Origin of the sequence: Pseudomonas sp. B20 (genome assembly GCF_020515755.1) — a bacterium.
Lineage (GTDB): Bacteria > Pseudomonadota > Gammaproteobacteria > Pseudomonadales > Pseudomonadaceae > Aquipseudomonas > Aquipseudomonas syringae.
On record NZ_JAHPJG010000026.1, the window covers coordinates 30,755 to 52,964 of the forward strand.

At 58.4% G+C, this 22,210-nt stretch carries 20 protein-coding genes; 14 read left to right on the top strand and 6 right to left on the bottom strand.

The features are described from left to right. Position 1: 1 nt before the first annotated feature. Both LIX91_RS22200 and LIX91_RS22205 read right to left on the bottom strand, forming a co-directional pair. Entirely contained in the window at positions 2-853 is an 852-nt protein-coding gene (locus tag LIX91_RS22200; protein WP_226489166.1) for an SDR family oxidoreductase, read from the bottom strand. Next, on the bottom strand, positions 850-2,262 hold the full coding sequence (locus LIX91_RS22205) for a flavin-containing monooxygenase (RefSeq protein ID WP_226489167.1): 1,413 nt from the start codon (positions 2,260-2,262) through the stop codon (positions 850-852). The genes LIX91_RS22200 and LIX91_RS22205 overlap by 4 nt, the downstream gene beginning before the upstream one ends. 221 nt (positions 2,263-2,483) lie before the next feature. Here LIX91_RS22205 and LIX91_RS22210 point away from each other — a divergent pair, with 221 nt between their 5' ends. The 3 genes from LIX91_RS22210 (at position 2,484) to LIX91_RS22220 (ending at position 5,755) form a co-directional block, all read left to right on the top strand. Beyond that, the gene (locus LIX91_RS22210; protein ID WP_226489168.1) at positions 2,484-3,551 is read left to right on the top strand and encodes an AraC family transcriptional regulator; all 1,068 of its coding nucleotides are present in this window, start codon (positions 2,484-2,486) and stop codon (positions 3,549-3,551) included. A gap of 146 nt (positions 3,552-3,697) precedes the next feature. Then, the gene (locus LIX91_RS22215; protein ID WP_226489169.1) at positions 3,698-4,783 is read left to right on the top strand and encodes an NAD-dependent epimerase/dehydratase family protein; all 1,086 of its coding nucleotides are present in this window, start codon (positions 3,698-3,700) and stop codon (positions 4,781-4,783) included. A gap of 54 nt (positions 4,784-4,837) precedes the next feature. Then, entirely contained in the window at positions 4,838-5,755 is a 918-nt protein-coding gene (locus LIX91_RS22220; RefSeq protein ID WP_103688494.1) for a LysR substrate-binding domain-containing protein, read from the top strand. On the opposite strand, the gene LIX91_RS22225 is transcribed toward LIX91_RS22220, so the two are convergent. From LIX91_RS22225 to LIX91_RS22240, 4 genes are read right to left on the bottom strand one after another with little or no spacing between them, the layout of a single operon-like run. Next, positions 5,728-6,954, bottom strand: coding sequence for an aminotransferase class III-fold pyridoxal phosphate-dependent enzyme (locus LIX91_RS22225; protein WP_226489170.1), 1,227 nt, complete (start codon positions 6,952-6,954; stop codon positions 5,728-5,730). The genes LIX91_RS22220 and LIX91_RS22225 overlap by 28 nt on opposite strands. 25 nt (positions 6,955-6,979) lie before the next feature. After that, positions 6,980-8,266 carry a TRAP transporter large permease gene (locus LIX91_RS22230; protein ID WP_046270190.1) on the bottom strand — a complete coding sequence of 429 codons (1,287 nt, stop codon included), beginning with the start codon at positions 8,264-8,266 and terminating at the stop codon, positions 6,980-6,982. Next, positions 8,263-8,757 carry a TRAP transporter small permease gene (locus tag LIX91_RS22235; RefSeq protein WP_046270189.1) on the bottom strand — a complete coding sequence of 165 codons (495 nt, stop codon included), beginning with the start codon at positions 8,755-8,757 and terminating at the stop codon, positions 8,263-8,265. The genes LIX91_RS22230 and LIX91_RS22235 overlap by 4 nt, the downstream gene beginning before the upstream one ends. 4 nt (positions 8,758-8,761) lie before the next feature. Continuing rightward, positions 8,762-9,754: a TRAP transporter substrate-binding protein gene (locus tag LIX91_RS22240; protein WP_103688491.1), complete on the bottom strand. Its 993-nt coding sequence runs from the start codon at positions 9,752-9,754 to the stop codon at positions 8,762-8,764. Positions 9,755-10,010: 256 nt separating this feature from the next. On the opposite strand from LIX91_RS22240, the gene LIX91_RS22245 reads away from it, so the two are divergent. The 11 genes from LIX91_RS22245 (at position 10,011) to LIX91_RS22295 (ending at position 22,204) form a co-directional block, all read left to right on the top strand. Then, a complete protein-coding gene (locus tag LIX91_RS22245; RefSeq protein WP_226489171.1) occupies positions 10,011-11,003 on the top strand; it encodes a transporter in 993 nt (330 codons plus the stop codon). 57 nt (positions 11,004-11,060) lie between these two features. Next, positions 11,061-12,242, top strand: coding sequence for an MFS transporter (locus tag LIX91_RS22250; RefSeq protein ID WP_226489172.1), 1,182 nt, complete (start codon positions 11,061-11,063; stop codon positions 12,240-12,242). Between the two features lie 46 nt (positions 12,243-12,288). After that, a complete protein-coding gene (locus tag LIX91_RS22255) occupies positions 12,289-13,734 on the top strand; it encodes a carotenoid oxygenase family protein (RefSeq protein ID WP_226489173.1) in 1,446 nt (481 codons plus the stop codon). Positions 13,735-13,988: 254 nt separating this feature from the next. Then, positions 13,989-14,840 (top strand): fumarylacetoacetate hydrolase family protein, encoded by an 852-nt coding sequence (locus tag LIX91_RS22260; RefSeq protein ID WP_226489174.1) that lies wholly within the window; start codon positions 13,989-13,991, stop codon positions 14,838-14,840. A gap of 3 nt (positions 14,841-14,843) precedes the next feature. Next, positions 14,844-15,650 (top strand): IclR family transcriptional regulator, encoded by an 807-nt coding sequence (locus LIX91_RS22265; protein ID WP_046270184.1) that lies wholly within the window; start codon positions 14,844-14,846, stop codon positions 15,648-15,650. Between the two features lie 28 nt (positions 15,651-15,678). Continuing rightward, complete coding sequence (locus LIX91_RS22270) at positions 15,679-17,325, top strand: bifunctional 3-(3-hydroxy-phenyl)propionate/3-hydroxycinnamic acid hydroxylase (protein ID WP_226489175.1); 1,647 nt, start codon at positions 15,679-15,681, stop codon at positions 17,323-17,325. 23 nt (positions 17,326-17,348) lie between these two features. After that, positions 17,349-18,197, top strand: a complete 849-nt coding sequence (locus LIX91_RS22275; protein ID WP_226489176.1) for a VOC family protein — start codon at positions 17,349-17,351, stop codon at positions 18,195-18,197. 63 nt (positions 18,198-18,260) lie between these two features. After that, a complete protein-coding gene (locus LIX91_RS22280; RefSeq protein WP_226489177.1) occupies positions 18,261-19,739 on the top strand; it encodes an aldehyde dehydrogenase family protein in 1,479 nt (492 codons plus the stop codon). Between the two features lie 78 nt (positions 19,740-19,817). After that, positions 19,818-20,816, top strand: a complete 999-nt coding sequence (locus LIX91_RS22285; RefSeq protein WP_226489178.1) for a helix-turn-helix domain-containing protein — start codon at positions 19,818-19,820, stop codon at positions 20,814-20,816. A gap of 45 nt (positions 20,817-20,861) precedes the next feature. Then, positions 20,862-21,086 (top strand): hypothetical protein, encoded by a 225-nt coding sequence (locus LIX91_RS22290; RefSeq protein WP_032702894.1) that lies wholly within the window; start codon positions 20,862-20,864, stop codon positions 21,084-21,086. After that, positions 21,086-22,204 carry a metallophosphoesterase gene (locus LIX91_RS22295; protein ID WP_003416725.1) on the top strand — a complete coding sequence of 373 codons (1,119 nt, stop codon included), beginning with the start codon at positions 21,086-21,088 and terminating at the stop codon, positions 22,202-22,204. Before LIX91_RS22290 ends, LIX91_RS22295 begins: the two co-directional genes overlap by 1 nt. Positions 22,205-22,210 lie beyond the last annotated feature (6 nt).

Here is a 22,210-nt window from a genome sequence, read left to right on the forward strand (position 1 = left end):
TTTACTGCTTCAAACGCCAAACACCCTCCACCTGGTGCGCCAGACCTCGCTCGCCCAATGATTCTATGTATTTCTGCATGCCCTTTTCGCCACGTTTTTGCAGCAGGCGGATGGCCCTCGGCAATAAATTGGGGAACAGCATGGCCAGACTGGACGCCCAGGATTCACTCGGTTTCGGTGATCGCTCCAGGCAAGGTTTGTCGAGCATGAGCATTACCTGACGTGCGACGTCATCCGGCGATTGCGGCGGCGCGATGAACTGCAAGGCGTTGCCGCCTTCAATGGCTTCCTTGCGCAACATTTGTGTGTCTGTCGCAGTGGGCAGGATCGAGCCGACCTTGATGCCCTTCTCTGCCAGATCCAGCCCGATCGACAGCATGGCGCCACGCAGGCCGAACTTGCTGGCGCAATAGATGGGAGATTCCGGCGTGGGAAATACACCGCCCAGCGAAACCGTGGAAATGATCCGCGCGTCAGCCGAGCGCTTGAGCAATGGGATGGCGAGACGCGTGAGAATCAAGGGTGCAACGAGATTGATATTGAGCTCTCGGCTGATGCTGTCCACCGAGCGCGTATCGAACGCTTCGACCACCGCGATGGCGGCATTATTGATCAGCACGTCCAGTCGGCCAAACTCTGCATCTATATATGCCATCAGATCAGCCAGGCCTTGCTGATCGGTCAGATCAACCACATAGGGATAAGCGCTTTCCCCCAGTTTTTCTGCCAGCGAACACAATTGTTTTTCGTCGATATCAGCCAGGACCAGTTGCATCCCCCGACGGATCAGTTGGGCGCAGATTGCCTGGCCTATGCCACCGGCCGCACCGGTAATCAGGACAACTGTTTTCATGAGCATGTCTCCTGAATGGCGGTCGGTTGCTGGTGCAGCGGCGCAGCCACATAGCCGGCGCCTCTGCGTAGACTGCTGTAGTAGCCTTCCTCGACCACTGGCCAGCCCAGCTCATGACACAGCTTGCGCAGGTATTTCTTGAGCGTGTGAGCCTCCAGGTACACCTCATGGCGTTGGGATTTGACGAACGTGATCCCCCCTGAAAGATCCGGGTCGTCAGACGCAATCAACCGATCAAATTGACCAGCTCTGGCTTTTTGCTGCAATTGGTCGCGCAAATAACAGGCCACCGCGTGGGCCTCGCTGTCGAACAGCTTGTAGGCGCTGGAGTTGGTTTCGACGTACCCGATGCCAAACAGGTTGTGGTGCTCGCGGCTGAAAATCGACAGGTACAACCGGGGCCGGCCGCCTTTCCACTCGAAATAGTTCGCGGCGTATTTGCAGCTCCATTTATAACCGGTGGCGTAAAGCACCAGATCCAGCGCCTCGCGTGTGCCATCCTTGAACACCACGTACTGCCCCTCATAGTGCGAAACGTCCGGTTTGACCTGAATATCACCGTGCTGCAAACAGTGCAGCAACTGGGTGTTGAGCAACGGGTGGCTTTCAAACAGCCTGTGATCAGGTCTGGGCAATCCAAAACGCTGCGTGTCGCCATTGATCACGCGCAGAATCGCCTGAAATATCGGCCGCGCGAGCCACATTGGCAGTTGCGGCCCCTTTTCGCCGAACTCATCAACCGGCATTCCGAACAGATGCTTGGGGATGAAGTGATAGCCGCGGCGCATGCTGATAAAGGCTTTATCCGCATGCCTGGCGGCGTCACAGGCAATATCTGCACCTGAGTTGCCCGCCCCGATAACCATCACCCGTTTGCCCTTGAATTCGTCGGCATGCTTGTAGGTCACCGAGTGCCTGATGGAGCCTTCGAACTGACCTTTCACCTCGGGCATGTTCGGGTCCCAGTTGCACCCTGTGGCGCACACAACCGCGCGATAGCGGCGTCGTTCACCGTTGGCCAGTGTCACCAGCCAGCGTCCGTTTTCTTCCTTTTCGACATTGTCGACGGCGGTGTTGAAGCGGATTTTGCCGTACAGGTCGAACGCCATCGCAAAGGAGCGAACGTACTCGAAAATCTGCCGATTGCTCGGGTAGTCGGGAAAGTGCGCAGGCATCGGGTAATCAATGAAGCCTGACTGATCGCGCGAGGAAATAAAGTGCGCCGACTGGTACATCGGCGTTCCTGGGTTATTGATATCCCAGACACCACCCACTTCACTGTGTCGCTCGAACTGTTCGTAATCGAGTCCCTGGCGCTTGAGCGCCCTGGCCATGCAAAGCCCGCCAGGTCCGCTTCCGATAATGCATACCGCGTCGGCGCAATCGTGGATCTTGTTGTCGTTGCTCACTTTGTATTCCTCGGGTTCTACAGCGAGAACCCTAAGTTAGCCAAGGAGCCATAGCGCTAGCAGGGGGATTATGGACGTTAAAGGGGGTGGTAACGGACTTGTTCTACAAGCACTTCTGGCCGATGAAAAATGAGCGACTGCATGGACGTTTCAGCTGTTTTTTCAGGCATGCTGTGACTCGATAAAACAAAAATACCTGCATGTGAAAGGTCCGGATCAACATGAAACTCATTGCCGACCCACTGTTCTCCGAAGCCTCTGCCCCGCCACAGATCTCGCGCATGCTCCTGCAGTACGCGACCGATCGTGGTGTCAATACCCAGTGGCTATGCCGTGGTCTGGGTTTCGCTCCTGATGACTTGAAGAAATCAGGCTATTTACTGTCGCATCGGCAAAGCAACCTGCTGGTGCGCCGGACCCTCTCGGAACTGGGTGATGGTGGTTTGGGCTTGTCGGTCGGCGAGCGCCAGACGGCAGTGTCATGGGGTATTGTCGGGCTGGGCATGCAGGCCAGCCCGACGCTGGGCGATGCGCTCAATCTGGCCATCCGTTATCAGAAACACGCCGGCGCCCTGCTCTCCCATCGTATGGAGTTTCACGACGGCCGTTGTCTGACGTATATCGTGCCGCAGTTCTTCGACCCCGATGTAATCGGTTTCTATCTGGAAGAGGCATTCGCCAGCGCGATGGCTATCGTTCGGCACCTGAGTGGCCGTCATGACCTGGTTCCCAGTCGTCTCGAACTGGAATACCCGGCACCCGAACACGCGCATCGGTACAAGGACGTATTCCGCTGCCCTGTAGTGTTTGCCGGTACGCATAATCTGATCGAGTTCGACGCTTGCTGGCTGGAAACGCCATTGGTTACGCGCGACGATTTCGTTGCAGCCGAAGTGGCCGAGTTGCTGGATAGCGCAAATTGGGAAGACAAAGGCACGTCTGATCTGGTCGAAACCGTGCAACGGGAAATACGCAAGCGGCTCTGCGCGCCGCCTTCACTCAATGAACTCGCGCAGCAACTCAATATAGGCGAGCGCACCTTGAGGCGGCGTCTGGATGAAGCCGGACAGTCTTATCAGAGCGTCATCGATTCACTGCGCAGGGCAAGGGCACTGTCATTGTTGAGTCACCGCGAAACGAAGCTGATCGACGTGGCCAGCGAAACCGGCTTCAGCGATATTCGTGACTTTCGCCGGGCGTTCAAACGATGGACCGGGGTCACGCCGCGAGAGGCCAGGCATGAGATGCAGCAATTCCGTAAAGATATCCAGCGCCCGACATTGCCTTGAGTTTCGTGTAATCAGCAGCCTGCAGCGGATTATCGAAAGTCCATCAACGCCCCCTTTTACGTCCGGTTCAGCCCTGATCGTTCTGTAACCGATTGTTTAACGTAGCCCCTGCTCTGCATGAACAATCAAACAAGAGATGGGCTGCCATGACTGATCGAGTCCTTGTTACCGGAGGTGGCGGGTTCGTTGCCTGTCACCTGATTCAGCAATTGCTCGCCAGCGGTATTACCGTCAATACCACCGTGCGCAATCTCGCCAACGAGGCAAAAGTGCTGCCTTTGCGGACGCTGCAAAAGCAGTATCCGGGCAGGCTTTATCTGTTCGAGGCAGACCTTCTGACAGAAGGCGCGTTTGATGCGCCCATGCGCGACTGCAGCGTGGTCCATCACGTAGCGTCACCTTTCCTGCTGCCCGAGAAAATAAAAGATGGGCGCCGGGAGATGCTTGAACCTGCACTGCTGGGCACCCGGAATGTCCTGCGCAGCGTCGATAAAACTCCCAGCGTGACGCGTGTGGTAATGACGTCTACAGTCGGGGCAATTTTCGGTGACTACATCGATGTCCTGCACATGAGGAACAAAACCCTTACCGAAGACTATTTCAATACCAGCAGCACACTCGACACCAACCCCTACCATTACGCCAAGGTCGAAGCCGAGAAAGAGGCGTGGCGGATCTGCGAAGCACAGAGTCGCTGGAGCCTGGTGACGATCAATCCAGGCATGATTCTGGGCCCTTCTCTGACGCCGGCCTCGGAGTCCGGAAGCCTATTCCTGCTGGACGAAATGTTCCGTGGCTACTTCTTTTACGGAATGCCCGACCTGAGCCTGACGACCGTCGACGTCCGGGATGTTGCGGCAGCCCATATCACCGCAGCCAACAAGGCTGATGCCCACGGACGCTACATCCTTGCCGAGCAACGAATGATCTCTTTCGTGGAGATCGCTGGCATTGTACGGCGCCTGCATCGACGTCCCTGGCTACTGCCGCGCTACCAGATCCCCAATGTGCTCGTGCGCGTGATCGGTCCGTTGTTCGGGCTCACTCAGGCTTACCTGAGCAAGCATCTGGGCATTCGTTTCAGCGTGGACAACCAGCGCAGCGTGAATGATCTGGGTGTCAGGTATCGCTCGATCACCGAAACGCTGACCGATCACTATCGCTGCTGGGAAGCGCAGCGCCAGCTGAAAGGTCAGGCGACCCGAAACCGTAAGGTTGCACCTGATGTGTAAACGGAATGGAACATGCATGGTTTTTTGCCATCATGTTTCACCCGAGGTATTCCCATGCGCCATCTCGATACCGATTGCCTTGCCGCTTTTGTTGCTGTCATCGACTGCGGCGGGTTTACCACTGCTGGAGAGCGTATCGGCAAGACCCAGGCAGCGGTAAGCCTGATGCTGGGACGACTGGAGGCCAGGGTCGGGCGCAAGCTGCTCGAGCGCTCTCGCCGTGGCGTGACGTTGACGGAGCATGGCGAAAGGCTGATCGGCTATGCCCGGCGCATCCAGATGCTTGAGGATGAGGCACTTGCCGCGCTGGATTGCGGGCAGGAGGCTACCCGCGTGCGTATCGGCATGCCGGATGACTACCTGGAGTCACTGGGGTGCGAGCTGATGCAGGCGTTCGCCCTGCGCCACCCGCATCTGCAGGTGGAAATCATCTGTGATTTTTCTTCTCGCCTCGAGGCGATGATTACGGAAGGTAGCATCGACCTGGCGATCATCACCCGCGCCAACGCCAAGGTACAGGGTGAGTTACTCCGGTGCGAGCCGATGTTGTGGTGCGCAGCGCCGGGGCATTTTCCCGAGCAGCAGAAGGTCCTGCCGCTGTCATTGTTTACCGACAGCTGCCGGGCGCGTCCGCAGATCATCGAGGCCCTTGATCTGCTCGGCACACCCTGGCGGGTAATCAGTTCTTCATCTCATCTCCCGGGCGTCATGCATTCGGTTCGATTGGGCACCTCGGTGACGGTATTGCCCGCCTCGGTCGTGCCCTCCGGTTGGCGCATTCTGCACTGCGAGCAATTGCCCGAGCTGCCGAGCATCGAGCTGGAGCTTGTGGTGCCCGAACATGCCCTGCTGAACACGCGCCGCCTGGCACATTTCGTTCGTGACTGCTTCAAGGCCGAAAGCCTCTCGGAAAACAGCTCGCAAATCACTTCGAAAGGCACGATTCAAAGCGAAGCGATGGCCGCCTTGTAGCCTTCCAGCAAGGCCTGCAATGCCTGCTCCTGATGGGCAAAGGTCAGGTAGGTGCGGCCAAAGGCAAACGGCATGCTCATGACCCTTTCCCGACGTAGCGCCTTGTGCAAGGCCAGCGTCCAGTGGCTGTCAGCCATTTGCGCTGCATCGGCGTAGTCTTTGGGCGGGACTGCCGACGGCCATAAGGTGAACACCGACCCGTAACCCGTGCTGCTTACCTTCATGCCCTTGTTGGCAAAGGCTGCCACCAGTTGCGCGCGCAACTGGTCGCCGCGTCTCAGCAGTGCGGGATAGTCCGCAGTGGCCAGTTGCTTGAGGGTTGCCAGTACTGCGGCGCAGGCTGGAGGCGCTCCGCTGTAAGTACCGGCACGGACGATTTTCCCCTGTTCGAACAGCCCCATGTATTCGGGCTTTCCGACCAGTGCAGCGACTGGAATACCACTGCCGATGGCCTTGCCGACCGTGGCGAGGTCGGCCTCGGCACCCAGCAACGTGCCGGTCAGCCCGGGGCACAGGCGCAGCCCCATCAGCACTTCATCCAGGATAATGAGCGCACCGTTGCGGTGGGCCAGATCGCTGAGGTGCTTCAAGTACCCGGCTGCAGGCTCGATGCATCCCGCGTTGGCCAGCACCGGTTCCAGTACCAGAGCGGCAATGTCGTGGTAGTCGCGAAACAGCTGTTCGGCGTCGGCAAAATCGTTGTAGCGCAGCAGCAGTACACCGTCCCTTTCCGGACGCTGCGTACCGGCCATCAGGGCCGATGCCTGTCCGGCGTTGCCAAAGGCGACCGAGTCGTACCAGCCGTCATAGCCGGCAGCGAACTTGACGATACGCTGGCGACCCGTCGCGACGCGGGCAGTCCGGCAGGCCAGGTGCACCGCTTCGCTTCCGGTATTGACGAATATCACCTGGCTGAGATCGCCGGTGAACGCTGCCAGCGCCGCCGCAGCCGCCTCCTCATCTGCGTGGGCGAAGGACGGCATCGGGCCGTTGATCATCGCAGCACTGGCAGCAGCCATGACCTGCGTCTGGGCATGACCGAGCATGGTCGCGCCAAAGCCCATTGCCGTGTCCACGTAGCGCACACCCTCGCTGTCCCATAGCCATGGGCCGCTGGAACGCGTGACGTTGAAGACCTGACCATCGATTTCAGGCAAAGCGCGGCCGCCGCTGGAAATTCCACCGATCAAATGTTTCATCTTTTTTCTCAGGAAATGGGAGGGATCAATAGCCCATGACGCGGGGCAACCATTGGGTCAGATTCGGGAAAAACACGAGCAAGGCGATGGCAAATGCCGTAGCGATCCAGAACGGTATCAATCGTCGTGAAACGGAGCCGATATCGATACGTCCGACATTGCACACCACAAAGATGTTGGTTCCGATAGGCGGAGTGAACAGCCCCCAGCCCAGGGTCATGGTGAAGATCAGGCCGATCTGGTAGGGCTCGAAGCCTGCAGCCTTGGCGACGGGGACCAGAATCGGGGCCAGGATGATCATTGCCGGGCCCAGGTCCAGCCAGAAACCAACGACCTTGAGCACCAGGATCACCAGCAATATGGTGATCAGCGGACCGGTGTGCAGGCCGACGATCCAGGTCGCCACGGTATGGGGCACCAGTTCGAAGGTCAGAATCCAGCCAAACGGCATCGCCACGGCCATGATGATCATCACCGAGCCAGTGGTGGTCACCGCTTCGGTCACGGCCGGGAACAGGTCACGCCAACGCAACTGGCGGTAGACGATGGTGCCGACCAACAGCGCATAAATAACCGACAACGAGGCTGCTTCGGTGGCCGTGGCAAAGCCGGTCACTATCGTCCCCAGCACCATGAACGGCATCAGCAATGCAGGCAGCGCGCCAGCGGTATCACGCAGGAACAGGCCCCAGTCCATCTTGCCTTCGGCTTTTGGAAAGCCCTCGCGAACCCCGACGATGTAAGCGGTCATCATGAAGACTGCGGCGAGCATCAGGCCGGGGATCACGCCGGCCATGAACAGACCACCGATAGACGTATTGGTCAGCACGCCGAACATGATCAGGATGACACTCGGTGGCACGATAATACCCAGCGTTCCGGAAGCAGCGGTGACTGCCGCGGCGAAGGCACGTGGGTAGCCACGCGCTTCCATCACCGGAATCATGACCTTGGCAACGGTGCCGGTATCGGCCGTGGCCGAGCCGGTCAGACCGCCATAGACGAACGCAGTGGCCACGTTCACCAGCCCGAGTCCACCACGCAGACGTCCAAAACAGTGCTCTGCCACACGCATGATGCGCAGCGTGAGGCCACCACGGTTCATCAACTCTCCGGCCAGCAGAAACAACGGAATCGAGGCCAGGGTGGACGAGTCCGCCCCGCGCAGTGTCTGCTGGGCGAGCCAGGCCATCGGCATGTGCAGATCGCCCCACAGCAGGGCCGCGATACTGCCACCGGCCATCGCCCAGACAACTGGCAGGCCAGCCATCAGCAAACAGAAAAACGCCAGAAAAAGAATCAGCACGGTCATGGGCGTACTCCGTTGCGAATCAGGCGTGTCAGGCGAACCACCGCCAGTAGTGCCAGCATTGCAGCGGCGCTGATCAGCGCCAGTGAACTCAGCCCGGCCGGCCAGCGCAGCACCGGGGTCGGCATCCAGCCTGTGCGTGAAATGAACGCAACACCGCTGCTCAGCAGCCACGCGCTGATACCCAGCAAAGCCACGCTGGCAAAGGCATCCAGGGCCTTTTGCAGAGCGGCCGGCAGCATGCCTGCCAGGCCCTGGAATCGCACGTTTTCGTGCCTGATTTCAGCGATCACCGCGCCAATGAATGTCACCCAGATAAACCCGATAGTGGCGATCTCGAACGACCATTCGAAGCCATGCAGATTCAGGTAGCGGGAGAAGACGCCCGCCAGGATGGACAGAAAGGTAACGGCGAACATCAGCGAGCCTAATACGGCCAGGCAGCGTTCGGCCAGGCCGCTGGGTGGTTGGTCGGGATGCGGGCTGATAGACATGGCGTCACTCGCCTTGCGCGTCGTGTCGCAGTTGGCTGACGAAGTCTTCGCCCCAGACCTTGCCGAACTGCGTGTAGACCGGATTGCTCAGCTCGCGAAACGGCCGCGGATTGACGTCGTTGAACTTCACGCCCTTGCTCTGCATTTCCTGCTGGATTTTGCTGTACACCGCTTCCAGCTGTGAGCGATACCAGGCTGTGGTGTCTACCACCGCCTTGTCGAGAGCCGCCCGCTCCGTTGTGCTCAGGCTTTCATACTTGTCCTTGTTGATGAACCAGAAGTTTGCCGACCACACGTAGTTCGAGAGCGAGACATACTTGGCGACCTCGTACCACTTCTGATCATGGAAATCGCGCAGTTCGGGCTCGACCCCGTCCACCACGCCCGATTGCAGCGAGGTGTAGACCTCACCAAACGGAATCGACTGCCCCAGCCCGCCCAACTGCTTGATGGTTGCCAGAATGACCGGGTTGGGCGGCGTGCGTATTTTCAGGCCGCTGAGGTCCGCAGGCTGCAATATCGGGTGTTTGCTGTTGGCGAACTGACGAAAACCCGAGTCCAGTGCCGAGAGCATGACGAAGCCGTGGTCCTGGCCCATGCTCAGAAATTTCTTGCCGGCTTCGCTATCGAGGTAGGCATGCACGGCAACCGAATCTTCGAACAGAAATGGCAGTGACAACGCATTCAGGCGTGGATCGATGCCGTCGGTCGAGCCGCCCAGGCCAATGTCGATGGCACCGGCGCCGACCGAGTCGACGATAGGCGCTTCGTCGCCCAGTTGGCCGTCCGGATAGACCTGTACGTTCAATTCACCTTTCGTCTCGGCGCTGACCTCGGCGGCAAAACGCGTCATCGCCTGGTTGATCAGACTGTCGGAGCTGGAGGCATGGGCCAGACGCAAGGTCTGCCCGGCCATCGCCAGGTGGGTACCCACGAGAAACGCCAGACCGGCGATGGCCTGAAGTACCACGGTTTTACGAGACAGGAATCTGAGCATGGCGGCGAACTCTCGTTGATAGCGTTGAAGCTATTAACCATGAGCCGCTGCTGCAGCGTCAATTGAGAGATGGCTTTTTGCGATTAAGATGCGTAATACATCCATACATATATTTATTTATGGACACCCTCTCCGCCATCCTGGCGCTCTCAGTCAACTCTGGCCGCTCCACTCAAGTATTGCGATAACCCGGTGATTACAGTCGAGGTGCCAAGCGAAGCCTTCTGCTCACAACTCCAAAAATAGAGCCGCGCCGATGACACTGAAAATATCCTTGCCAGCCTGCCTGGTGCTTAGCTTCATGCCGTTTGTTGCCCACGCAGCAGATGGCCCTCCTCCGCCCTCGGTCAGTCAGCCCAGCGGTATCAATCTGGGCGGCACGAGCTTTTACGACGGTTTTGCCGGACCGCCTGGCCTGACGCACCAGACCTATCTGAAGTTCAGCACGGCAAGCAGCATCAGAACCAACGGCGGCAAGGACAACAGCGCCTTCGACGACCCGAAGATCAATGTTGTCACGATGATCAATCAGTTGAGCTATTACTCGCCGGAGAGCATTGGCGGCGGTGCGCACCTGGGCTGGAGTCTGCTGGTGCCGGTGGTCTCTCTGGACGGTGACTTCGGTAACAACGGCGCCATACTCAAGGACAACGGTGCGGGACTGGGGGACGTAACGGTTGGGCCCCAGGTGCAGTTCGACCCCATAGTCAACGCCCAGGGAAGGCCGGTTTTCGTCCAGCGTGTGGCTTTCGATACCATCGTGCCCACGGGCAAATACGACAAGCACAAAGACCTGAACCCTGGCTCCAATCATTTCTCTCTGAACCCCTACTGGGCGGCCACCTGGATGCCTGCGCCGCGCTGGGAAATGAGTTGGCGTCTCAACTACCTGTACAACTTCAAGAACGACGACCCGGCGAGCAGTTCGCAGCAGTTTTTCGACGGACAGGCAGTGCGCAATACGCAGTCAGGCCAGTCTGCGTGGGCCAACTTCACCGCGTCGTATGAAGTGTTCCCCAAGGTTTCCGTCGGCATCAACGGCTACTACTTCAGGCAGATATCGGATGATCAGGTCAACGGCAGCCGCTTGAGCGACTCCCGGGAAAAAGTCCTCGGCATCGGACCTGGTCTGTTCTGGAAAATAAGCGAACCGCAGGCGTTCTGGCTGAATACCTACAAAGAGACCGGCGTCGAGAACCGCTCGCGCGCGGATTACATGGTGCAGGTTCGTTACGTTCACACGTTCTGACCGATGTCCGTGTCCGCCCATGTTCGGTGGGCGGCACTCTTGTAAAGGTGATGCTTGATGAACGCACTCGATTCGATAGACAGCAAACAATCCCTGGCTGCCATCTGCCTGATGATGGTCATTTCTCTGGGTACCCTGCAGATCCAGCCCATTCTGGGGGGCGCGCTGATAGACCAATTGGGGCTACCGCTGAACGCAATCGGCAGCATTTTCGCTGCGGAGCTGATTGCCATGGCGATAGCCTGCGGGACAAGCGCGATGTTCATGGCGAGCGTGGATCGACGCCACTTCGCGTTGATCGCGCTGGTTGTGCTGGTAGCGGGCAATCTGGCCAGCACTCAACTGCACGGCCACACCGGGCTGCTCATTTGCCGGGTGATCTGCGGCGCGAGCGGCGGTGCAGTCATGGCGGTCGTCTATGCCACCGCAGCGTTGCGTGCTGCCAAGGATGCGACATTCGCCGTCATCAATATCGGCAACCTGCTGTGGGGCATGCTGCTGGTCACCTCGATGCCTTCGATCCTGCAGATGTCCGGCGTAAATGGCGCCTTTTATTTGCTGGCCGCCGTCAGTGCCGTCGCGCTTCTGGCATGTTTCAGAGTGCCGAGACGCTACCCTGAAGCGTGTCGTCAGGCCAATGGTCCGCAACGTCCCTTCGGATGGACGTCGCTGTTGTTGATCATGTTGTTTGCCCTGCTGTTCTTCGGCCATTCCGCACTCTGGGTGTATCAGGAGCGCATCGGCAAAAGCATCGGTCTTGAACCACAGCAGATAGGCGGAATTCTCGGCGGAAGCATCCTCGCCGGCGCCCTCGGGGCCGGTCTTGCGGGCCTGATCGGGCGGCGTCTGGGGCTGCTTTTTCCGCAATTATTGAGTTTTGGCACAGCGCTGCTGGCGACTCTGGTCATGGTCTATGGCAATACGCCAATCGCTTTCGCCGTCACTGCCTGCCTGATCCACATGGTGTGGTTTTTCAGTCTGCCCTATCTGCTTTCAATGGCGGCTGAGCTGGATCCCTCCGGACGACTGGCCGGGCTGGGCAATGCGGCCATTTTCATCGGCCAGGGCCTGGGACCTTTCGGTGCCGCGCTGGTCGTCGGCGAGGGTCATTTCCGAGCCGTCGGCTGGCTGGCGGGCTCTGCGTACCTGATCGCGCTGATCATTTCGTGCATGGTCGTCGCTCGCGTTCGTCGAGAGATCAAACCCGCCACACCCAGGCTATACCCGCAGTCTGCCTGACTGACCGTGGCCAGAAAAATCAACCAGACAGTAGCGAGATTGACCAATGACCAGCCTATTCCCCCGAACGCCCGAGTTTTCCGGCGCGCTTTACACCCCCAGTCGCGTAGAAGCCGACGTCAATGACCTTGAGATTGAAGGTGCCCTTCCAGACTCGATATGCGGGACCTTTTATCAGGTCGCCCCGGACCATCAATACCCACCCATGCTCGGCACCGATATCTTTTTCAACGGCGACGGCATGGTCAGTGGCTTCTACTTCGCCGACGGCAAGGTGTCGCTGCGCCGTCGCTATGTAAAAACCGACCGGTTGCTGGCCCAGCGCCGCGAAGGCCGCTCGCTGAATGGTGTGTATCGAAACACCTATACCAATGATCCGCTCGCGGCGCAGAACAACACGACGGCCAATACCACGGTCATGCCGCATAACGGTATGTTGCTGGCCTTCAAGGAAGATGCAATGCCGTGGGCCTTGAACCCGGAAACGCTGGAGACACTGGGCGAGTGGAATTTCGAAGGGCAGATCACATCGGCGACATTCACTGCTCACCCCAAGCTCGATCCGGCAACCGGCAACCTCTTGGCGTTCAGCTACGAAGCCAAGGGCGACGGTACGCCTGACCTGGCCTATTTCGAAATTTCTGCGCAGGGCAAACTGCTCCACGAAATCTGGTTTCAGGCGCCCTACGCAGCCATGGTTCATGACTTTGCGGTCACCGAGCACTATGTGGTATTCCCGCTGATCCCGCTGACGGTCGACGTGGAACGGATGAAGAAAGGCGGCCCCCACTTCCAGTGGCAGCCCGATCTTCCGCAACTTTTTGCCGTACTGCCTCGCTATGGTCAAGCCAGCGATGTTCGCTGGTTCAGAGGGCCCACCCAGGGATTTCAAGGCCATACCCTCAATGCATTCGACGAAGACGGAAAAGTCTATGTCGATATGCCGGTCACAGGCGGCAACATCTTCTACTTTTTCCCTCAGGCTGATGGCTACGTTCCACCGCCAGAGACCCTGGCGGCGAGTCTGATGCGCTGGACCTTCGATCTGAACAGCCCCTGCGAAGATGTCCAGCCACAGCCGCTGAACGATTACCCGTGCGAGTTCCCCAGGTGTGACGACCGCTATATCGGCCGTAAATATGAGCACGGCATACTGCTGGCCTTCGATCCAGAGCGCCCTTACAACGCCTCGAATGGACCGATGCCCTTTCAGTTCTTCAATCTGCTGGCCCACCTGAACCTGACAACCGGCGTGACCGATGCGTGGTTTCCCGGCGACAGCGGATGCTTTCAGGAACCGATCTTCATTCCCCGTTCGCCTCACGCGGATGAAGCAGATGGTTATGTCGTCGCCCTGCTCAACCTCATCGCCGAGGCACGCAACGAGCTGGTGGTTCTGGACACCCGTGACATGCAAGGCGGGCCAATTGCGCGGATCCGGATTCCGTTCCGTATGCGCATGTCACTGCATGGGTGCTGGGTGCCAGGTTGAAATTGGCGCGTGACGGCCGCCGGGCCATGACGGCGTTCCTCAACGCCGTATAGATGTTCACGCTTGTCGCTATCAGCCTCCTTGCTGAGGCGCGCGCCTGCGTGAGCGTTTCATGGCTGGAAACCGAGCATCAGGGTTTTTAATGCTTATGTCTAAATACAGGATTTATACAAAAATCCCACTTTACAGGATTTAATTGCAGGTCTAGATTGAGACTCATTGCAGCACAGGCATCCATCTATCAAGGAGACTCCATGAAACTCGTGAGCTTTATCGTTCAAGGTCGCAACACTTACGGCATCGTCGAAGGCGACCAGGTGATTGATCTGGAGACGCTCAAGCCGTCTTTGGGGAGTGATCTCAAGCAAGCCATCGCCAATGGCCACTTCCGCGAGCTTGACAGTGTCAGGCTGGAGGGTCTTCCGCGCATTCCGTTGACAGCGGTGATGTTCCTGCCGGTTATTCCTAATCCTGGCAAAGTGCTGTGCATTGGCATCAACTACGCCACGCATGTGCGGGAAACCGGCCGCGAGACACCCACCTACCCAATGATTTTCACGCGTTTCGCTGACAGTCAGACTGCGCATCTGCAAGCCATCGTCCGCCCCAAGGCGTCACACAAGCTGGATTTTGAAGGCGAGCTGGCCATCGTTATCGGGAAAACAGCGCGTCATATCGGGCAGGCCGATGCGCTCGACTACGTTGCCGGATATGCCTGCTACAACGACGGCAGTGTCCGTGACTGGCAGAAGCACACCATTCAGTTCATTCCAGGCAAGAATTTTCCCCGGACCGGGAGTTTCGGTCCCTGGCTGGTCACCCGCGATGAGATCGGTGATCCACAGAATCTGGAGCTGACTACCCGTCTGAACGGTGAAGTCATGCAACAGACCCACACCAGCGACATGATTTTCGATGTGCGCAAGCTGATCGAGTATTGCTCCACCTTCACCGAATTGGCTCCCGGCGACGTAATTGTCAGTGGCACCACAGGAGGCGTTGGTGCGTTCCGTGAGCCGCCGGTCTGGATGAAACCTGGTGATGAGGTGGAAATCGAGATTTCCGGAATCGGTGTTCTGTGCAACAGCATTGTGGATGAGCAATAAGCCATGAGTTCATCCGAACCACTAGCTGATCAGAATGCCGACGCCAAAGGCTCAAGCCTTGAGCGCATGCTGCGGGTGCTCGATCTGTTTACCGAAGAGAGCCCGATCTGGGCGGTCGACGACATGGGTGTCGCATTGGGCTTTACCCGTTCGACCATCTACCGCTATGTGCGTGAACTGGCTGAAGCAAACCTGTTGTTTCAGGTCGAGGCCGGGCGTTACGCGCTGGGTGCACGAATCATTACCTGGGATCGTCAGTTGCGACTCAGCGATCCTCTGGTGCGTGCAGCGCAATCGCTGCAAACCACATTTCCGCGCTGGAGCGAACGGCAGGTCTGGCTGATCTGCCGACTGTTCAAGGATCAGGTCGTCTGCATTCACCAGTACGGCGAGCTGTTCAGCGAAGTCAGTTACGCGCGAGGCACACCGCGACCTTTGTTTCTGGGCGCGACCTCCAAGGCCATTCTCGCCAACATGACATCGCGCCAGCATAGCCAGCTGTTTCTGGAGAAACCGGAGCAGGTACGCGCCAGCAACCTCGGCCAGACCTGGGAAGCGTTTCGCCGTTCGCTGCAGCAACTGCGTCGTCAGGGCTATGTCGCCAGCGCAGCCGAGGTGGATGCAGGTGTCTACGGCCTCGCTGCACCGGTCTTCGACGGCGATGGCAAAGTCGTCGGCAGCATCAGCTGCGTACGCCCGGTTGAGGAACGCGACAGCGATCTGGAAGGGGCTCAGGGACAGCAGATTCTGACCCTGGCACAGAATCTTTCACAACTGATGGTTGAACTCGCCAACCGTCCGCAGCCATAGGGCTGAGCCGGCCGAACAGGGAATAACAATGACAACCCTAAAACACTTTAGCGCTCGGATACTGATCATCGGTGCAGGCCCCACAGGGCTTACCCTGGCCAACCTGTTGGGTCAGGCAGACATCAAGACCTGCATCATCGATCGCAAACCCGGCACGGTGACCGAACCTCGCGCAGTTTCCATCGATGACGAGTCCTTACGCACCATGCAGGCCATCGGATTGGGCGAAGAGGTGTTGCGTGATGTAGTTTCGGGCTACGGCGTACATTATTTCACGCGTCCCGGTGGCCGCTGTTTCGGCAAGGTCGAACCGACCGGCAAGCTGTACGGATATCCGAAGCGCAACGCTTTTCGCCAGCCGATTTTTGAGCGAACCCTGAAGGCAGGTCTCGAACGGTTCCCCAGCACGAAAGTGCTGTTCGGCCATGAATTGCTGGAGTTTCATCAGGACGACAAAGGTGTTTGCGCACGTGTCCGTGATGCCGAAGGCGAGACGCTTGAAATCAGTGCAGATTATCTGATTGCCTGTGACGGCGGCCGTAGCCCGGTTCGCAAGCAACTCGGCATTGGCATGGTCGGTTCCAGTTTTTCCTCTCGGTGGCTTGTTGTCGACACCGATCAGGACAACGATCCGTTCTGGCAGACCCGCGTGTATTGCGACGCACGACGCCCCGTCGTGGATGTTCCAGGACCTCAGCATACTCGTCGCTTCGAGTTTCTCCTCAAGCCTGAAGAAACGGATGCTCAGGCACTTGGCGACTCGTTTCTGAGTGCCCTGCTACGCCCCTTCAAGGGCGATGCCGCGGTGTCCATCGTGCGCAAGACGGTGTACACCTTCCATGCACGAGTTGCAAGCCAGTGGCAGTCAGGCCGGGTATTTCTTGCCGGGGACGCTGCGCACCTCACGCCGCCCTACGCCGGCCAAGGCATGAATAGCGGTGTACGCGATGCCCACAACCTGGGCTGGAAGCTGATCGGTGTCCTGAAAGGACAACTGGCCGAAACCGCCCTTTCGTCCTACGAAAGCGAGCGACGCGAGCACGCCTGGGCATTGATCCGGCTGGCCTTGAATCTGGGTGTCGTCATGGCCCCCGCCACCGTGCTTCGTGCTCGCATCATCAGCGCTGCTTTTTCGCTGATCGGCCTTTTCCCACCGTTGCGCGACTACTTCCTGCAAATGCGCTTCAAGCCCAAGCCCCGCTTTATCAAGGGCCTGGTTCTGACTGAGGGGCAAGCCGGGAAACTGAGCTGTGGACACATGTTCCCCCAACCGATGCTAATGGACAGACATAAGCTTTTGCGTCTGCTCGACGACGTCATTGGCACGGGGTTCGCCCTGATTCAGTACGGCGATGCAGCGCATCATTGTTTTGATGAGCTCAGGCACGGCCTGTGGGACCGTCTTGAGGCCAAACGCATTCTGATACTTGCGCAAAACGCTGGCGCCATACCCTGCATAGCTGGCTGCGATGTGCTTCAGGACAGCGAAGGTCTGCTCAGCGAAATACTCGGTGGCTCAACCAGCGTATTGCTGCTGCGACCGGATCGCTATATCGCCGCAATCTTCGACACGTCTTCAGAGGTTCAAACCGCCGAATCTCTGCAATCGTTGTTTGGAATCGCTACCCCCAAGGATGGCGAACTTGAGTCAAGCGTTACTCCTGTCTTTCCCTGAACCGATCACGATACGAGGTGGTTATGCAAACACTCCAGACGTCTACACCTGCCCGCCTTTGCTACCTGCACCTGGCGAGCAAGGAACCGCAGCAACAAGTCGACTTCTATCGTCGCATGCTGGACATGGACAGCCTCGCGCAGCCTGATGGCAGTTGGCTATTGACCGGTCCGCAACGTGCGATGCTGGTATCGCCTGCTGACCACAGCGGCCTGCTTGCCGCAGCCTTTGCACTGGATAACCAGGAACATCTGCAAACACTGCGCGCTCGTCTGAGTGGCAATGGCTGTGTTGTCGAAGATATCGATTCGCCGCTACTTGAATCGGGAGCGTTCATGATTCGTGACCCTCAGGGCCGACAGACGCTGTTCGGTGTATCTCGTGACACCTCCCAGGTTGCTCGCGATGGCATGCCAGGCCGCCTGCAACACGTTGTGTTCCAGACCACCGAGCTGGAGGCCATGATCGACTTCTACGTCAACACGGTCGGGTTCACCGTGTCGGATAACGTTGTGGACGAGCAGACTGGGCACCTGACGACCTGCTTTCTGCGTTCCGACGATGAGCACCACACATTGGCGTTTTTTCGCGGGTCAAAAAATGAATGGGATCACCATTGCTACGAAACCAACGAGTGGAACGATATTCGTGACTGGGGCGACCGCTTCGCCAGGGAACGCATAACGATCTTCTTCGGTCCAGGACGACATGGGCCGGGCAACAACCTGTTCTTCATGGTGGTCGATGCCGATCGCAACCGGCTGGAGTTTTCGGCCGAGCTTGAGGTGACCGATGCCTCCCGCGAACCCGGTGTCTGGCCGCAGGAAGAGTACACCCTTAATTCCTGGGGGCGCGCCTGGATCAGAAGTTGAGCGCTGCCACAGAGCCTCGAATTCCCTGATTGACGTGCCCCTCTTTTTTCGAAAGGAAAAATCATGAACGCTGCACAGCCCGCCCCATATGCCATAGCCGGCGACCAGTACATCAAGGGTGCCTGGCGCACCGGCCGCTCGACCCGGCGGCTCGAGGATCGTAACCCTTTCAATGGTGAGCTACTGCTGGGAATGCCTTTGGCTTCAGTCGCGGACCTGGATGACGCGTACCTCGCTGCGCACAACGCACAGATTGCCTGGGCACAGTTACAGCCGACAGAGCGCAGTGCCTTCATCGAAGGGCTGGCGAACGTTATCCAGAGCCGTAGCGAAGAAATCATCGAGTGGCTGATCCGCGAGTCCGGCAGTACGCGTATCAAAGCCAGCATAGAGTTGCAATCGACGTTGCGCATGGTCCATGAGTGCGCGACATTGCCCACGCAGGTCGAAGGCCGGATCCTGACCAGCTACAAGCCCGGCCAACAGAGCTTTGTCTTTCGTGAACCGCTGGGAGTGGTCGGCGTGATCAGTCCCTGGAACTTTCCGCTGTTTCTGAGTTTGCGCTCGGTAGTGCCGGCACTTGCGCTGGGTAATACCGTAGTGCTCAAACCTGCCAGCGATACCGCAGTGAGCGGCGGTCTGCTGATAGCGCACCTGTTCGAAGAGGCCGGCTTCCCTGACGGCACGCTCAATGTGGTGGTGGGTGCAGGCTCGGAAATTGGCGATGCGTTCGTCGAGCATCCTGTCCCGAGCCTGATTTCGTTTACCGGTTCCACAGACGTGGGTCGTAATGTCGGCCGCATCGCAACCGGCGGCAAGCACATCAAGCGCGTGGCCCTGGAACTGGGAGGCAACGCGCCGTTGGTGGTCCTGGATGACGCGGATATCGAGATAGCGGCGCACGCCGCAGTGGTCGGCCGCTTCCTGCATCAAGGGCAAATCTGCATGAGCGTCAACCGGGTCATCATTGATCGCTCTCGTTATGCGGACTTCGCGGCCTGTGTGGTAGAACGTGTGCGCAACCTGAAAACAGGTGATCCGGCCGAGGCAGATACCGTGATCGGGCCGGTCATCAACCAGAGCCAGCTTGAAGGTCTGCTAAGCAAGATCGATCTGGCCAAGCATGCCGGTCTCAAATGCCTTCAAGGTGGCCAGGCATCAGGGCTGGTGCTGCCACCGCACGTTTTCGGTGAAGTAGGCGCTGATCAGGCGCTGGCACGCGACGAGACGTTTGGCCCCCTGCTGCCGCTGCTGATTGCCGAAAATGAAGCGCATGCGCTGCAGTTGTCCAATGCCAGCGAATACGGTCTGGCCAGCGCCGTGTTTACCCGTGATATGGCGAGAGGCTTGAGCTTCGCGCGCGGTATTGTTGCTGGCATGACACATATCAACGACATCACGATCGATGACCAGCCCAATGCGCCCTTCGGAGGGGAAAAGAATTCCGGCCTCGGCAGATTCAATGGTCAATACGCAGTGGATGAGTTCACGCGTGCCCATTGGGTCACCTGGAAAGCAGGCAGCCATCACTATCCGTTCTGAACCGGGCCCATTGATGAGTGGGCGGGCAACGACCGTTGCTCGTTCAACTGAAAACTACAACAAGAAGAGAGGCAGCCTATGAACAATCTGGCCTGTGCATCCACCGAACAGCTGGTGTGCTCCGAACGCCTGATGAAGTGGAAGGAGTTCATGAGTGAGCACCTTGGGCGTACGCCGGATTATATAAGGCGCCTGGAGTCGACCTTCATCGAACCCCTCAATGACCGCGACTTTCAGGGGCGACTGGAGTACGGCGACCTCGGCCCGTTGCGTTTCTGCCGGATGACTGCCAGCGCCCACCGCTATTCGCGTCACCTGAGCAACGCGGTCAACGCGGTCGACACTCCGCGGATGCTGATATTGCAGACTGCGGGCGTCAGCCATGTAGAGCAAGGTCTGCAGCACAGCGTGCTGGCGCCTGACGACATGCTCCTGGTCGATTGTGGCAAACCTTTCAGTGTCACCAGCATGCAAGGCTGCGAGCATTTCATTCTGCTGCTCGAGGGCACAGATGATCGGCTTGCGGCCAACGTAGACGTGCACCTTAACGGGCGCACTGGCCTGGGAAGAATCCTGAGCCACTTGATCAATGATGCGTATGGCCAGTATCCCTTGCTCAACAGCCATTCGGCACGCCTGATCGGCGATAGCATTGTCGGGGTACTGGATAATGTGTTCAAAAACAAAGACGAAGAAAAGCAACTCACCCATGACTTCCGTCTGTTCAAACAGAATCGCCTCAAAGCTTATATTGAACGTCACCTTGCCGACCGGGACCTGACTGTGGAGCGCATCGCCAGCGTCGAACAGTGTTCGGTGCGCAGCCTGCACAGGACATTCCAGGTGGAACAGGGTTGTACGGTCAGTGAATATATCTGGCAACGACGCCTGTCGCGTTGCGCCGAAGAACTGCGCAGCAATGAGCATGCCCATCGTTCACTGACCGATATCGCCTATGCCTGGGGCTATGGCAGCAGTTCGCATTTCAGCAGGCACTTCAAATCGACATTCGGTATGTCGCCCCGCCTGTTTCGAGAGATGGCGCGCGGCAGGGATAAGCCGTCGAGCGCCGCCTGACAGCTGCAATCAAACGACGGTTTCAGACCGGTTTCGAGCCGTGCAGTGCCGGCAAAGGCACGCCAGCTCGACAATCGGCGCGCGTTGCAAGAAACTTGGCAGCACGGTCTGCCCGTATCGGCATTCCGCCTCGGCACCATGACCTTCAGCATCCCTGCTCCACAATACCCTGCAACGGAAGTCGTTCAGCAGGGCCAGATCGACCTTATTACTGCCCGTGCCGTTGACGCAGTTATTCACATCATCGATATCGCCAACGGAGCACGTTAATGTTTCATGTCATGTTCAGCCTGCCCTGCCTGTACGTCATCGCCCGATTCCTATGGCCGATGCCCTGGGCGTTATCGGCGAAAATCGCCGTTGCGGTGCTGCTTGTCCTTGCCTCGCAATACCACCTGTATTGCCGATTTTCCTCCGGCAGCGTGTTCTCGCCGGAATTTCCACGCTACATCGTGATGCTGTTCAACTGGGCGTTCGGCGCGATCCTGTTGCTTGCGGTGCTGCAAATCATCGTCGACATCGGCACAGTGCTGACGATGCTGGTACGCCGGCAGACGCTGAGCATTCCGGCCAATCTGCGCTACGTCATCGGTGTGGCGGCCCTGGTGCTGGCGGCCATAGGCGTCCAGCAGGCCGTGCGCGTGCCGCCGGTGAAAGACATCCAGATCGCGATTAAAAACCTGCCTTCGCAATTCGAGGGCTACAAGGTATTGCAACTGACGGACATGCACATCAGCCGTCTGTTCGACGCGCCCTGGACCCGGGCGGTGGTGCAGCAGTCCAATGCGCTGGGGGTTGACCTGATCGTCATCACCGGCGATCTGATTGATGGATCGCTAAGCAACCGGAAGCAGGATATCGAGGCCCTGCGCGATTTGCGCGCGCCGGATGGCGTGTACGTCATCCCCGGCAACCATGAGTACTTTTTCGATAACCAGGCGTGGATGCAGCACTTCGTCTCACTGGGCATGATCCCTCTGGCCAACAGCCACACGCTGATCGAGCGCGACGGTGCACGCATCGCTCTGGCCGGCGTCACCGACGTCACGGCGCCGAAAACCGGTTTCCCTGCGCCAGATCTGCAGAAAGCCATAGCAGGCATCGCGAAAGACACACCGATCATCCTGCTCGACCATCAACCCAGAAACGCCGAGGAAACAGCGACCCACGGCATAGCGCTGCAACTCTCCGGACATACCCATGGCGGCATGATCTTTGGCATTCACTGGCTGCTGGCCCTGGCCAACGGCGGATTCGTATCCGGGCTTTATGATGTGGGCGGGATGCAACTGTACGTCAACAACGGCACCGCACTCTGGCCGGGGTTTGCCATTCGTCTTGGCAAACCTTCGGAATTGACCCGGATCACGCTTCGGCGGGCGCTTTAGCGCCCC

What these genes read in the sequence shown, in the direction of transcription:
- LIX91_RS22215 (WP_226489169.1), top strand. Translation starts at nt 3,698, where the DNA reads ATGACTGATCGAGTCCTTGTTACCGGAGGTGGCGGGTTCGTTGCCTGT.
- LIX91_RS22220 (WP_103688494.1), top strand. Translation starts at nt 4,838, where the DNA reads ATGCGCCATCTCGATACCGATTGCCTTGCCGCTTTTGTTGCTGTCATC.
- LIX91_RS22260 (WP_226489174.1), top strand. Translation starts at nt 13,989, where the DNA reads ATGAAACTCGTGAGCTTTATCGTTCAAGGTCGCAACACTTACGGCATC.
- LIX91_RS22230 (WP_046270190.1), bottom strand. Translation starts at nt 8,266, where the DNA reads ATGACCGTGCTGATTCTTTTTCTGGCGTTTTTCTGTTTGCTGATGGCT.
- LIX91_RS22285 (WP_226489178.1), top strand. Translation starts at nt 19,818, where the DNA reads ATGAACAATCTGGCCTGTGCATCCACCGAACAGCTGGTGTGCTCCGAA.
- LIX91_RS22235 (WP_046270189.1), bottom strand. Translation starts at nt 8,757, where the DNA reads ATGTCTATCAGCCCGCATCCCGACCAACCACCCAGCGGCCTGGCCGAA.
- LIX91_RS22270 (WP_226489175.1), top strand. Translation starts at nt 15,679, where the DNA reads ATGACAACCCTAAAACACTTTAGCGCTCGGATACTGATCATCGGTGCA.
- LIX91_RS22265 (WP_046270184.1), top strand. Translation starts at nt 14,844, where the DNA reads ATGAGTTCATCCGAACCACTAGCTGATCAGAATGCCGACGCCAAAGGC.
- LIX91_RS22225 (WP_226489170.1), bottom strand. Translation starts at nt 6,954, where the DNA reads ATGAAACATTTGATCGGTGGAATTTCCAGCGGCGGCCGCGCTTTGCCT.
- LIX91_RS22275 (WP_226489176.1), top strand. Translation starts at nt 17,349, where the DNA reads ATGCAAACACTCCAGACGTCTACACCTGCCCGCCTTTGCTACCTGCAC.
- LIX91_RS22255 (WP_226489173.1), top strand. Translation starts at nt 12,289, where the DNA reads ATGACCAGCCTATTCCCCCGAACGCCCGAGTTTTCCGGCGCGCTTTAC.
- LIX91_RS22295 (WP_003416725.1), top strand. Translation starts at nt 21,086, where the DNA reads ATGTTTCATGTCATGTTCAGCCTGCCCTGCCTGTACGTCATCGCCCGA.
- LIX91_RS22250 (WP_226489172.1), top strand. Translation starts at nt 11,061, where the DNA reads ATGAACGCACTCGATTCGATAGACAGCAAACAATCCCTGGCTGCCATC.
- LIX91_RS22240 (WP_103688491.1), bottom strand. Translation starts at nt 9,754, where the DNA reads ATGCTCAGATTCCTGTCTCGTAAAACCGTGGTACTTCAGGCCATCGCC.
- LIX91_RS22245 (WP_226489171.1), top strand. Translation starts at nt 10,011, where the DNA reads ATGACACTGAAAATATCCTTGCCAGCCTGCCTGGTGCTTAGCTTCATG.
- LIX91_RS22280 (WP_226489177.1), top strand. Translation starts at nt 18,261, where the DNA reads ATGAACGCTGCACAGCCCGCCCCATATGCCATAGCCGGCGACCAGTAC.
- LIX91_RS22200 (WP_226489166.1), bottom strand. Translation starts at nt 853, where the DNA reads ATGAAAACAGTTGTCCTGATTACCGGTGCGGCCGGTGGCATAGGCCAG.
- LIX91_RS22210 (WP_226489168.1), top strand. Translation starts at nt 2,484, where the DNA reads ATGAAACTCATTGCCGACCCACTGTTCTCCGAAGCCTCTGCCCCGCCA.